This window comes from Arthrobacter sp. 2YAF22_2 (assembly GCF_052114645.1).
Lineage (GTDB): Bacteria > Actinomycetota > Actinomycetes > Actinomycetales > Micrococcaceae > Arthrobacter.
This window is the reverse complement of sequence record NZ_JBFRFD010000038.1, coordinates 1-12,465: the sequence shown is the minus strand read 5'-3', so window position 1 is coordinate 12,465 and position 12,465 is coordinate 1. Positions and strand designations below refer to the sequence as shown.

Sequence of the window (12,465 nt, the reverse complement as noted above, 5' to 3'; positions counted from 1 at the left end):
CCCGCAGGCTGTCCACCCAGTTGCGGAGCAAGCGCGCGCCGGCGTCGCCGGATTTCTCCGGGTGGAACTGCGTGGCGCACAGCGGACCGTTTTCCACCGCGGCGATGAACGGCGCGCCGTGCTCGGACCAGGTGACGAGCGGGGCAGCCATGCGCGGCTGGACCACGTCGAAGTCCCAGTGCTGGACGCCGTAGGAGTGGACGAAGTAGAAGCGTTCGTTTTCAACGCCGGCGAACAGCCGGGACCCCTCGGGCACAGTGACAGTATTCCAGCCCATGTGCGGCACGACCTCGGCCGGCAGGAGCTCGACGGTGCCGGGCCACTCCCCCATGCCCTCGGCGACGGTGCCGTGTTCCACTCCGGTTTCGAAGAGGACCTGCAGCCCGACGCAGATCGCGAGCACGGGCCGGTGGCCGGCAACGCGGCGGCCGATCATCCGCAAGGCGTCGACGGCCTTGAGTTCCTTCATGACGGTTTCGAAGGCCCCGACGCCGGGCACGACGAGCCCGTCGGCATTGAGCACGTCCGCGGGCTTGGCGCTGAGGATGACCTCGGCCCCGGCGCGTTCGAGCGCGCGGACGGCCGAGCGGACGTTACCGGAACCGTAGTCGAGCACGGTCACGGTGGGCTTGCCATCCGGCGATGCCGGCTTCCGGGTGGCATGCGGGTTGATGACGGCGCCGTCCTGGAGCACCTTGCCGGTCACAGGGCACCCTTGGTGGAGGGAATGCCCTCGACCCGGGGGTCCGGCTCCACGGCGGCCCGGAGCGCCCGGGCGAAGGCCTTGAACTGGGCCTCGACAATGTGGTGCGGGTCGCGGCCGGCGGTGACGTTCATGTGCAGGCAGATGCCGGCGTGCAGCGTGATGGCCTCGAAGACGTGGCGGGTCAGCGACCCGGTGAAGTGGCCGCCGATGAGGTGGTACTCCTGACCCGCCGGCTCGCCGGCGTGGACCAGGTAGGGGCGGCCGGACACGTCGACGACGGCGTGCGCCAGCGCCTCGTCGAGCGGGATCGAGGCCTGGCCGAAGCGGCGGATGCCCGCCTTGTTTCCCAGCGCCGTGCGCAGGACCTCGCCAAAGGTGATGGCAACGTCTTCGACGGTGTGGTGGACGTCGATGTGGGTATCGCCGGTGGCCTTGACCGTGAGGTCGATCAAGGAGTGCTTGCTCAGGGCCGTCAGCATGTGGTCGTAGAACGGCACGGAGGTGCTGATGTCCGAGACGCCGGTCCCGTCCAGGTTGATTTCGACCAGCACGGAGGACTCGCTGGTGGTCCGTTCCAGGCGGGCTGTACGGGCCTCGGCAGCGGCTGATCCGGTGTTGCTCATGTGGGGGTGTCCTTTGGATGAAGGCTGGCGCCCGGCGAACAGGGCGCAGTGCGTGGGTCCTGCGTTAAGTCTAGGCGGACTGTACATCCCGGCTGGTCAGGATCCGTTCGAGCGCCTGCAGAAAGGCTGTGGTTTCCGTCTCAGTCCCGGCCGTGACCCGCAGGTGGCCGGGGATACCGACGTCGCGGATGAGCACGCCGGCGTCCAGGAGTGCCTGCCAGACCTCATGCGGGTTCTCGAGGCCGCCGAAGAACACGTAGTTGGAATCGGAGGCGGCCGGCTTGAGCCCCAGCCGGATCAGCTCCGCGACAATCCGGTCCCGCTGCCGCTTGATGTCCTCGACGTCGGCCATCAGCGCAACGCGGTGTCGCAGGGCGGCCAGTGCCGTGGCCTGGGTGATGGCGGACAGGTGGTACGGGAGCCGGACCAGCCGGAGGGCATCCGTGACCTCCGGTGCTGCCGCCATGTAGCCCAGCCGCGCGCCGGCCAGGGCGAAGGCCTTGCTCATGGTGCGCGAGATGATCAGCCGCTCGCGGCCGGGCAGCAGCGTGAGGGCGCTGGGGGTCCCATCGTGGGCGAATTCGTGGTAGGCCTCGTCGACGATCACGATGCTCTGGCTGGCTTCTCCGGCCTCATAGACGGCCTCCACGACGTCAATCCCCAGGCCGGTGCCGGTGGGATTGTTCGGGGAACAGAGGAATACGACGTTGGGCTTCAGTTCACGGACCTGGCGTGCCGCCGATTCGGCGCTCAGACCGTAGTCCTCGGCCCGGACGCCGACGATGTATTCGGTGTCCGTGCCGGCAGCCAGCAGTGGGTACATGGAGTACGTGGGAGGGAATCCGAGAGCGGTGCGGCCCGGGCCGCCGAAGGCCTGGAGGATTTGCTGGAGGACTTCATTGGAGCCGTTCGCTGCCCAGATGTTGGTGGCGTCCAGTCCGTGGCCGAGATATTCGGCGAGGCCTTCGCGCAGTTCGGTGAACTCGCGGTCGGGGTACCGGTTCAGCCCGGTTGCGGCTTCGGTGACGGCCGCGACGATGGCGGCGCGGACGTCCGCCGGAACGCCATGGGTGTTCTCGTTGACGTTCAGCAGGATAGGGACATCCAGCTGGGGTGCGCCATAAGGGCGCAACCCGCGCAGATTCGTCCGGAGGGGCAGTCGGTTGAGTCGCTCTAGCTGGTCAGTCACCGTCCCAGTTTAAGCGTGTACGGCGCCGGACCCGAAACTGTGACCGGCAGCGCCCGACGTGCGTGGCCGACTCACGCCGGCCGGGGCGGCTCGCCCGGAATCCCGGTCCGGGCGCCGCCTACTTGGTGGGCACAAAGAGCTGCTGTCCGGAGATGACGCGGGGATCACCGAGGTTGTTCAGCTGCACGATGTCCGCCACGACGTCGCGGGGATCACGCTCCGGGGCCACGGCGCCTGCAATCGCCCACAGTGACTCCCCCGGCTGGACGGTGACTGTGACCGTCGGCGTGAGCGAGAGCCCTGCGGATGAGTCGGCGGCCTTGGCCGGAGCATTCAGGAAGCCGGCGAGTGAAAGCAGGAGGACCGCCAGCAGCATCAGCGGCAATCCGAAGAAGACGAACCGGCCCCGGCGGGTGAGCCGCAGCGGAGCCTGTGCCATGGCAGTGGGCGCAGGCTTCCGGCCGACGAGGGCCAGGCTGCCTGCGTCGTGGCGGACGGCACGCTGGCGGTCGGCATCGCGGTCGAAAATGTTATGCGGGCCGAACGACTCGAACTGCGCCCTCGTGGACCGGGCCTGATCGAATGGGCCTTGGTCGGATGGGGCTTGATCGGATGGGGCCGCCTGGACCCTGACCGCCTTGGGATGGGCGGCACGGACGGGAGCGGATACCAGCGAACCGGGAATTGCGCTTACTGCTGACATGAACTGAGCCCTCCTGGACTTATCTGTGCCGCCCGGCGTACTCCACTTACCTGCCGCCAACCGACCGAACCATCGAACGCAAACCTTCGAAACATATTCATTCATCGCAAACTTCGAACATAGGGCCGAACCTCGCGGTTCACTCCCCGCACTCGGATTCGAACATATCTTCGAACTCTGCTGGTTCTGTTTTAGCACTTATGAACGAACATTGTCGAGACTCACTAGAACAAATGTTTGAAAAACCTTGGCGGCTGGCCTATTTTTGAAGCACAGGACAACCACTCGAGTTGATCAACAGCAGTTGACCAGCGGGGTCTGACTTTTTGCAGACCCACTGATTCCGGCCACCACATCGGCCGGGCGGAAATGGAAAGGCGTGGCCAAGATGGCAGCACAAGCCGCCCGCGGGAGGGCCGCCCAGCGCAGCCCCCAGACCGCCCGGGCGCCCAAGAGCCTTACCGTCCGKCARAAGAAGATCCTGGAGACCATCCAGCGTTCCGTCACGGACAACGGGTACCCGCCCTCGATGCGGGAGATCGGCGACACGGTGGGGCTGGCCAGCCTCTCCAGCGTCACCCACCAGCTTTCCCAGCTGGAGAAGCTCGGTTACCTGCGGCGTGACCCTAAGCGGCCCCGTGCCATGGAAGTGCTGATGCCGCTGACGCTCGATGAGGGCAGCACGAAGATTTCCGGAGTGGGGAAGCCCGGCGGCCTGCGGGCTGTGGGTGGCCTCGCCGTCTCGGAGCTTGCCAGCGCCACGGACACCGCAATGGTGCCGTTCGTGGGCCGGATCGCCGCCGGCGGTCCGATCCTTGCCGACCAGGTGGTGGAGGACGTGATGCCCCTGCCGCGCCAGCTGGTGGGCCACGGCGAATTGTTCATGCTTCGGGTGGCCGGCGATTCGATGATCGACGCCGCCATTTGCGACGGTGACTGGGTGGTGGTCCGGCGCCAGAACGACGCCATCAATGGCGACATCGTTGCCGCGCTGCTCGATGACGAAGCCACAGTCAAGACGTTCCGGCAGCGCGACGGCCACACCTGGCTGCTTCCGCAGAACACCCAGTATGAACCGATCTTAGGCGACCATGCCGTCATCATGGGCAAGGTCGTCTCGGTCTTGCGCTCCCTGTAGCACTCCCCCGCCGCACCGCCACAAAGGCCCCCTCCGGAAACCGGGCGGGGCCTTTGGCGTACCCTACGTGGCGGGCTGCGGGGCGGGGGCCTCGGTGCCGAGACGTTCGAGGGCGGCGAGGGCTACTGCTTGGTCGGTGGTGGGCCAGAACGGCGGCAGCGCGGCCCGGAGGAACCCGCCGTAGCGCTCGGTGGACAGCCGCGAGTCCAGGACCGCGACGACGCCCCGGTCCGACGTCGAGCGGATCAACCGCCCGGCGCCCTGGGCGAGCCGGATCGCAGCGTGGGTGGCCGAAACACTCATGAAGCCGTTTCCGCCGGACTGGGCCACGGCGCGGGACCGGGCAGTCATCAGCGGGTCGTCGGGGCGCGGGAACGGGATCCTGTCGATCACCACCAGGCGGCACGAGTTTCCGGGGACGTCCACGCCCTGCCAGAGCGACATGGTGCCGAAGAGGCAGGTATCCGGTTCGTCGGCGAACTGCTTCACGAGCCCGGTCATGGTCGACTCGCCTTGGCAGAGAATGCGCAGGCCCAGCCGGGGCCGCATCGCATCGGCAGCCTCTTCGGCGGCGCGCCGGGAAGAGAACAGGCACAAGGCCCCACCGCCGGAGGCGCGGATCAGTTTCTCCAGCTCGTCGAGGGCCTCCGGGGATGTTCCGCGGCCGGGCTTGGGCAGGTGTTTGGCGACGTAGAGAATCCCCTGCTTCGGGTATTCGAACGGGGACCCGACGTCGACGCCGGTCCAGCTGGGAGCCCCCGGCCCCACCAGGCCGAGGCCTCCGGCGGCCGGTTCGAAGGCCGCACCGATCGCCAGCGTTGCCGAGGTCAGGACGACGGTATGGTCGGCGAACAATCCCTCCCGCAGCCGCCCGGCGACGCTGAGCGGGGCCACGTTGATCAGCGCTGGCGCCGAGTCGTCCGGCTGCGAGTAGCCCTGTTGCGGGTCGAAGCTGCTGTTGCGGGAGAACCAGACCACTTCGCGGTTCTCCTTGGCTGCGAGCAGCCGTTCGCACAGTTCCAGGATCACCATCAGGCGGGACCGAGCGAGCTGGCGCCCGCCGTCGGCCGTGCTGGCGCTGTCCCCCTTGGAGTCGGAGAGCGCGGCGCGGCAGGCGTCGCGCAACTGGTCCACGCAGTCGAGCTGCTCGCTGTTCAGGCCGTTCGGCATCAGTCCGCTGGGCACGCCCTCAATGGCGAGTTCAAGGTTGGACGCGGCGTTGTTGAGCGCGTCCACGGTGATTCCGGTGTGCTTGCGGGCGCCGGACGCTGCGGCGTGCACCATGGCCACGGACAGTTGCCCGGACACGGCGCCCGTGACGCGGTCCTGCAGTTCGTGCGCTTCATCCACCACGACGACGTCGTACTCTGGCAGCACCGCCAGGCCTTCGAACGCGCTGACGGCCAGCATGGCGTGGTTGGTGACGACGACGTCGGCGTCGGCGGCGTTTTGCCGGGCCAGTTCGCTGAAGCATTCGGCGGCCAACGGGCACTTTTGCGCGCCCAGGCATTCCATCGAAGTGACGGAGACCTGCCGCCAGGCGCGGTCGGTTACGCCGGGCATGAGCTCGTCGCGGTCCCCAGTCACGGTGTCCTCGGCCCATTCGCGGAGCCGGACCACCTCCTTGCCGAGCTGGGACGACGGGCCGCCCATGGCGGCGGCGAAGTGCGGCACAGAGGTGTCCTCGCCGAGGGAGAACAGCTGGCCCTCGGACGGTTCCTCGGACGGGAAGCCGCCGTCGAGTTTGTGCCGGCACACGTAGTTGGAGCGGCCCTTGACGAGCGCGACCTTCACGGGCCGGTCCAACGCCGGGGTGATGGTCTTGAGCAGCCGCGGCAGGTCCCGGCCGACGATCTGGGTCTGCAGTGCCAGGGTGGCGGTGGAGACCAGGGTCGGTTTGTCACTGACCAGCGAATGGGCGATCAGCGGAATCAGGTAGGCCAGGGACTTGCCCGTGCCGGTGCCTGCCTGGACCAGCAGGTGGTCGCCGGTTTCGATCGCCCGGGCCACCTGCCGGGCCATCTCGTGCTGGCCGTCGCGGCTCTGGCCGCCCATGCCCGCGACCGCCCGGTCGAGCAGTTCCACCACGAACTGCTCGCCGGACGGGCTGTCTTCCGCCGGTTCAGTCATTGCTGACGAAAGAGTCCAGTTCGGCCGCGAGTCCCTCGCGCACCATCACCACGGCACGGGTGCCGGTCTCCTCGTGGTCCAGGCTAATGATCTCGGCGTCGGTCTCGTGCAGTTTGCTGAGCAGGTCCCCCCGGTTGTACGGGATCAACAGCTCCAGCTTGACGCTGGGCCGCGGGATGCCCTCGCTGATGGCCTTCAGCAGTTCCGGAATGCCTTCGCCGGTGCGGGCCGAGACCACGACGTGCCGCGGCTCGCGCTGCTTTAGCCGTTCGATCACGAACGGATCGGCAGCGTCGGCCTTGTTCAGGACGATGATTTCGGGCACCTTGCGGGCGTCGACTTCGCTGAAGACCTCCCGGACCGCGGCGATTTGGCCTTCCGGATCGGGGTGGGACACGTCGACGACGTGCAGGATCAGGTCCGAGTCGGCGACTTCTTCCAGGGTGGAGCGGAAGGCTTCCACCAGCTGGGTGGGCAGCGAGCGGACGAATCCCACGGTGTCGGCGAGGGTGTAGCCCAGCCCGTCGGAGGTTTCGGCCTTGCGGACTGTTGGGTCCAGGGTGGCGAACAGCGCGTTCTCAACCAGGACGCCGGCGTCGGTGAGCCGGTTCAGCAACGAGGATTTGCCGGCGTTGGTGTAGCCGGCGATCGCCACCGACGGTACCGCGTTACGRCGGCGGTTGGCCCGCTTGGTTTCCCGGGCCGGCTTCATCGCGGCGATTTCGCGCCGCAGTTTGGCCATCCGGGTGCGGATCCGGCGGCGGTCCAGTTCGATCTTGGTTTCACCTGGACCGCGGGAACCCATGCCCGCTCCGGCCCCGCCCACCTGGCCACCGGCCTGGCGGGACATCGACTCGCCCCAGCCGCGCAGGCGCGGGAGCAGGTATTCGAGCTGGGCCAGTTCGACCTGGGCTTTGCCCTCGCGGCTCTTGGCGTGCTGGGCGAAGATGTCCAGGATCAGTGCCGTGCGGTCGATGACCTTGACCTTGACGATGTCTTCCAGTCCGCGCCGCTGGGAGGGGGCCAGTTCGGCGTCGACCACCACGGTGTCGGCGCCGGTGGACATCACGATGTCCTTGAGTTCCTGTGCCTTGCCCGACCCCAGGAACGTTCCCGGATCCGGCTTCGCGCGGCGCTGGACGAGCCCGTCCAGGACCTCGGAACCGGCGGTCTCGGCCAGTGCTGCCAGCTCGCGCAGGGAATTCTCGGCGTCGGCAAGCGTTCCCTCGGACCAGAGTCCAGCGAGCACGACGCGTTCCAGGCGCAGCTGCCGGTACTCGACTTCGGTGACGTCTTCAAGTTCCGTCGACAGGCCGGCGGTGCGGCGCAGCGCGTGGCGTTCCTCAAGATCCTGCTGGTCGCCGTCGTAGCTGCTGCGTTCCTCATCGAGCCGCGAAATCGCCTGCGCTTTGCCGAACACCGCCCTGGACTCGCCGGGGTGCCCCGCGTCGTCGCGACCGGCCTTCAGGGCAGGAGCGTCTTTGGACAGGATCCGGTCGATGACAGCCTGGATTTCTGCAGGACTCATGTCCTGGTCGGCTGAATCGGGTCCGGTGTTGGGCTGGCTGGTCATGGTCTCCTTTGAAGGGTCTGCAATTTCAGAATAGTGCTGTTCAGTGCTTCGTGGCGCGGTATTCGCGCTGGGCTGACGACTGTTGGTCATCTATGCCTCCTGGTTGCCGGCGGCTGCGACGCCGCAAACCGGACGGGGCTCCGTGGCGGAGCGGTGAAAGTGGAAGGACAAGGCGTCGAAAACGCGGCGTGGGACAGTGGGAAACCGTCCGTTCAGGACCGAAAGACAGCTGCTGCCGCGGCATGTGAGTCCTCACGATGACTCCAAGCGGCTCTGCTCCAAGCGGGCTGGGCGCCGAGGCGATGCCGGGCATCGCCGGCGGGCGCGCTGAGCGGAAGGTAACTACCTGCGTCGCTGCGGGGGCGGGACTCCGAGGAAGAAGCGAAGGCCCGTGCCGGCTACTTGAAGATCAAGATCATGTATTTAACGTTAGCAGACCGTTCCCCGACCCCGGCACGCGCGGGCCTTGGGCCCGGCTGCGCCGGTTTCCCATTCCGCCGGACGGCCAACTAATCTGGCCAGTTATGGAGTCTGCACACTATTTCAGCGCCCAGCCGGCCGGGCCGTTCACCCGCAAGCCTCTCACCGTGAACCTTGCCGGCGAACAGCGGCACCTGCAGACGTCCTCCGGGATCTTCAGCCCGGACGCCCTCGACAAGGGAACCGCCGTCCTGCTCGCTGATGTCCCGGCTCCGGCACCGCAGGGGAACCTGCTGGACATCGGTTGCGGCTGGGGGCCGATCGCGCTGACCATGGCGCTGAAGGCGCCGCACGCCTGGGTCTTCGCCGTGGACGTAAATGAGCGCTGCGTGACCTTGACTAATGAGAACGCGGCCCTGCTGGGGCTCGGCAATGTCACCGCCAGCACCCCCGGCGAGGTCGACCCGGGGCTGCGTTTCGACACGATCTGGTCCAACCCGCCGATCCGGATCGGCAAGGACGAGCTCCATGCGCTGCTGCTCACCTGGCTGCCCCGGCTGGCGCCCGGAGGTTCGGCGTGGCTGGTGGTGCAGAAGAATCTTGGCTCGGATTCACTTCAGCGCTGGCTCGCGGAGGAGCTGGACAGCAGCTTCGCCGTGACCCGCGAGAGTACGTCCAAGTCCTTCCGCATCCTGCGGGTCAGGAAAGCGTCCCGCTAGCGACGATCACGGCGGGTCCGCTCAGTTCCACGTGCTCGTGGCCGTCCGCGGCCACGAAGAACTTCACGCCGACGACGCCGCCGGGCACCGTGACGTTCCACGCGTCGGGGGCACCCTGGCCGGCCCAGTGCCGGATCGCGACGGCGGCGGCACAAGCACCCGTGCCGCAAGACAGGGTCTCCCCCACGCCCCTTTCGTGCACGCGCATGGTGATGGTGCCGACGCCGTCGTGGACCAGCGGTTCGGACGGCACGACGAACTCGACGTTGGTGCCGTGCGGCGGCGCCGGGTCCACCCGGGGCGCCTTGAACAGCTGGGTGGCCTCAAGCTCCGCGAGCTCAGCCAGCGCGACGACGGTGTGCGGGTTTCCCATGCTCACGGACAGCGCGGGCCTGGCGACTTCGAGCCCGTCGGCGCTGACCAGTGAATCCATGGCGCGCGCGGTCGCCTCGCCCGGGAAGATGAACTCCCAGGGCCCCATGTCGACGGCGTATCCTGCCGCGGTGCGGACAATGGTTTTCACGCCGCCGCGGGTTCCGATGGTCAGCGATTCGCCGGCGGGAAGGTCCACAAGGCCTTCCGCGATCAGGAAGTGGACGAACACGCGGACGCCGTTGCCGCACATTTCCGACAGCGATCCGTCACCGTTGCGGTAATCCATGAACCACTCGGCGGCGGGGTGGGTAGCGAGCAGATCCCTGCCCTCGGGCAGCGACGCCGAGGGCACGGCGCGGATGAGGCCGTCGGCGCCAATGCCGCGGTGCCGGTCGCAGAGGGCCGCCACCTGTTCCGGCGTCAGGGAGAGGGCGCCGTTCGGGTCCGCAATCAGGACGAAGTCGTTCCCGGTCCCGTGACCCTTCGAGAACTTGAGTCCGCCGAGTCCGGTGGTGCCTACGGCAGCGGGGTGGTCAACGGCCGTGGCAAGGGTTTCGTCCATGTTCCAAGGTTACCGTTCCGTCCGGCCCTTACCGGCACAGCGCCGTGGCCGTGGCCACCAGCTCCGGGTCCTGCCAGTCGAGCCAGCGGATCCGCGGGTCGGCGCGGAACCAGGTGAGCTGGCGGCGGGCAAACTGGCGGGTCGCGACGATTGTAGCTTCCGCGGCCTGGTCCTGGTCTGACTCGCCGTCCAGGACCTTGAGGAACTGGGCATAGCCCAAGGCGCGGGAGGCCGTCTTGCCCCGGCGCAGGCCTGAGGCGTCCAGGCGCTGCACTTCGGCGAGGAGCCCGCGCCGCACCATGGTGTGGACCCGCGCGGCGAGGCCCTCGCGCAGCTGCTCCCGGTCCACCTCGAGGCCGATCTGCAGAGCCGGCCGGAAGTACTCGCGGGAGGGCATGAAGGAGCTGAAAGGGCGCCCGGTGAGTTCGAAGACCTCGAGGGCCCTGATGACCCGGCGGGCGTCGCCCAACCGCACGGCGGATACCGGATCAACGCTTTCCAGCTGCGAACGCAGGGGTGCGAGGCCGGCGGCTTCGGCCTCCGCCTCGAGCCGGCGCCGGATGGCGGGGTCGGTGCCGGGGAATTCGAGCACGTCGAGCGCAGCGCGGACGTAGAGGCCCGACCCGCCGACGAGGATGGCCCGCTTACCCCGGGCGTGGATGTCCGCGATCACGGCACGGGCCCGTTGCTGGAAGTCCGAGACGCTGGCTTCTTCGGTCACGTCGAGGATGTCGAGCAGGTGGTGCGGCACACCCCGCCGTTCGGCTTCGGTGACCTTGGCCGTGCCGATGTCCATCCCGCGGTAGAACTGCATGGCGTCGGCGTTGACGACCTCGCCGCCCAGGGCCAGCGCCAAGGAAACGGCGAGCTCCGACTTGCCGGAGCCGGTGGGTCCGACGACGGCGATCACCGGCGGCGTGGATCCGGCTGCACCGTCCGGCGCGGGGGCAGGCACGGCCCTAGCGGGTGCGCGCGGGCAGGCTCGGCATGCCCAGTGAGACGCCGGAGCTGCCGCTGGAGGTGCCCCCGGAGCTGCCGCCGGCCGGGGCCCCGCAGGAGTCAGCCTGTGACCTGTCCCAGGCGTCGCCGGCGCGGGAGCGGCGCAGGCTGTAATCCTCCGGGGTCGCCGGGTCGGCGACGAGGTGGAAGGCCGCGGCCTCGGTGATGGTTACCGTGACGAGGTCTCCGGGGCGGGGCGTTTCGGCGCCGTCGGGGAGGGAGAAGTGCACCAGCCGCTGGTCCTGGGCCCGGCCGGAGAGCCGGTGGGTTTCCTCCGCCTTGCGGCCGGACTGGGCCGTAACCATGACCTCGACCCGGCGACCAAGCTGCCGGGCGTTCTCCTCGGCGGCGATCCGGTCCTGCAGGGCGGTGAGGCGTTCGAAGCGTTCCTGCACCACGGCCTTCGGCAACTGGTCCGGGAGCTCCGCGGCGGGCGTGCCGGGGCGTTTGGAGTACTGGAAGGTGAACGCGGTGGCAAAGCGGGACTTTTCCACGACGTCGAGCGTGGCCTGGAAGTCCTCCTCCGTTTCGCCCGGGAATCCGACGATGATGTCGGTCGAGATGGCGGCGTGCGGGATCTTCTCCCGGACCTTGTCCAGGATGCCGAGGAACTTGGCGGACCGGTAGGACCGCTTCATCTCCCGGAGCACCTTGTCGGAGCCGGATTGCAGCGGCATGTGCAGTTGCGGCATGACGTTGGGCGTCTCGGCCATGGCGTCGATGACGTCGTCGGTAAAGGCGGCCGGGTGCGGGCTGGTGAACCGGACGCGTTCCAGGCCGGGGATCTCACCGCAGGCGCGGAGCAGTTTGGAGAAGGCCTGCCGGTCGCCGAACTCGACGCCGTAGGAGTTCACGTTCTGGCCCAGCAGCGTGACCTCGATCGCGCCGTCGTCGACGAGGGCCTGGATCTCGGCGAGGATGTCACCGGGCCGGCGGTCCTTCTCCTTGCCGCGCAAGGCGGGGACGATGCAGAACGTGCAGGTGTTGTTGCAGCCGACCGAGATGGAGACCCAGCCCGCGTAGACGGAGTCCCGCTTGGTGGGCAGCGTGGAGGGGAACACGTCGAGTGATTCGAGGATTTCCAGTTGCGCTTCGTCGTTGTGGCGGGCACGGTCCAGCAGCGCGGGCAAGGCCCCGACGTTATGCGTTCCGAAGACCGCGTCGACCCAGGGCGCCCGTTTGAGGATGGTCTCGCGATCCTTCTGCGCGAGGCACCCGCCGACGGCGATCTGCATGCCCGGGTTGGCATCCTTGACCGGACGGAGCATGCCAAGGTTGCCGTAGAGCTTGTTGTCGGCGTTTTCCCGCACGGCGCAGGTGTTGAAGAC

The 12,465-nt window shown here is 68.1% G+C and carries 11 protein-coding genes; 2 read left to right on the top strand and 9 right to left on the bottom strand.

From position 1 onward, the window contains the following. From hisH to AB4Y86_RS03130, 4 genes are all read right to left on the bottom strand, one after another. On the bottom strand, positions 1–706 hold a 706-nt coding region (hisH, locus tag AB4Y86_RS03145; protein ID WP_441399983.1), incomplete at its 3' end, for an imidazole glycerol phosphate synthase subunit HisH. Then, positions 703–1,329 carry an imidazoleglycerol-phosphate dehydratase HisB gene (gene hisB, locus AB4Y86_RS03140; RefSeq protein ID WP_441399981.1) on the bottom strand — a complete coding sequence of 209 codons (627 nt, stop codon included), beginning with the start codon at positions 1,327–1,329 and terminating at the stop codon, positions 703–705. The genes hisB and hisH, both read right to left, overlap by 4 nt. Before the next feature lie 70 nt (positions 1,330–1,399). Further along, complete coding sequence (locus tag AB4Y86_RS03135) at positions 1,400–2,518, bottom strand: histidinol-phosphate transaminase (RefSeq protein ID WP_441399979.1); 1,119 nt, start codon at positions 2,516–2,518, stop codon at positions 1,400–1,402. Between the two features lie 118 nt (positions 2,519–2,636). Further along, the gene (locus AB4Y86_RS03130; RefSeq protein ID WP_441399985.1) at positions 2,637–2,957 is read right to left on the bottom strand and encodes a LysM peptidoglycan-binding domain-containing protein; all 321 of its coding nucleotides are present in this window, start codon (positions 2,955–2,957) and stop codon (positions 2,637–2,639) included. Between the two features lie 652 nt (positions 2,958–3,609). Between AB4Y86_RS03130 and lexA the strand changes: the two genes are divergently transcribed. Continuing rightward, positions 3,610–4,359 carry a transcriptional repressor LexA gene (lexA, locus tag AB4Y86_RS03125; RefSeq protein WP_441399978.1) on the top strand — a complete coding sequence of 250 codons (750 nt, stop codon included), beginning with the start codon at positions 3,610–3,612 and terminating at the stop codon, positions 4,357–4,359. Between the two features lie 63 nt (positions 4,360–4,422). On the opposite strand, the gene AB4Y86_RS03120 is transcribed toward lexA, so the two are convergent. Both AB4Y86_RS03120 and hflX read right to left on the bottom strand, forming a co-directional pair. Next, entirely contained in the window at positions 4,423–6,489 is a 2,067-nt protein-coding gene (locus tag AB4Y86_RS03120; protein WP_441399976.1) for an ATP-dependent DNA helicase, read from the bottom strand. Continuing rightward, positions 6,482–8,062, bottom strand: a complete 1,581-nt coding sequence (hflX, locus tag AB4Y86_RS03115) for a GTPase HflX (RefSeq protein ID WP_441399974.1) — start codon at positions 8,060–8,062, stop codon at positions 6,482–6,484. Before hflX ends, AB4Y86_RS03120 begins: the two co-directional genes overlap by 8 nt. A gap of 524 nt (positions 8,063–8,586) precedes the next feature. Between hflX and AB4Y86_RS03110 the strand changes: the two genes are divergently transcribed. After that, positions 8,587–9,201 carry a class I SAM-dependent methyltransferase gene (locus AB4Y86_RS03110; protein ID WP_441399972.1) on the top strand — a complete coding sequence of 205 codons (615 nt, stop codon included), beginning with the start codon at positions 8,587–8,589 and terminating at the stop codon, positions 9,199–9,201. On the opposite strand, the gene dapF is transcribed toward AB4Y86_RS03110, so the two are convergent. The 3 genes from dapF to miaB all read right to left on the bottom strand — a co-directional run. Further along, positions 9,182–10,138: a diaminopimelate epimerase gene (gene dapF, locus AB4Y86_RS03105; RefSeq protein ID WP_441399971.1), complete on the bottom strand. Its 957-nt coding sequence runs from the start codon at positions 10,136–10,138 to the stop codon at positions 9,182–9,184. The genes AB4Y86_RS03110 and dapF overlap by 20 nt on opposite strands. A 28-nt stretch (positions 10,139–10,166) precedes the next feature. After that, positions 10,167–11,093 (bottom strand): tRNA (adenosine(37)-N6)-dimethylallyltransferase MiaA, encoded by a 927-nt coding sequence (gene miaA, locus AB4Y86_RS03100; protein ID WP_441399970.1) that lies wholly within the window; start codon positions 11,091–11,093, stop codon positions 10,167–10,169. 4 nt (positions 11,094–11,097) lie between these two features. Further along, positions 11,098–12,465, bottom strand: a 1,368-nt coding sequence (gene miaB / locus AB4Y86_RS03095) for a tRNA (N6-isopentenyl adenosine(37)-C2)-methylthiotransferase MiaB (RefSeq protein ID WP_441399969.1), incomplete at its 5' end; no start/stop codon positions are given.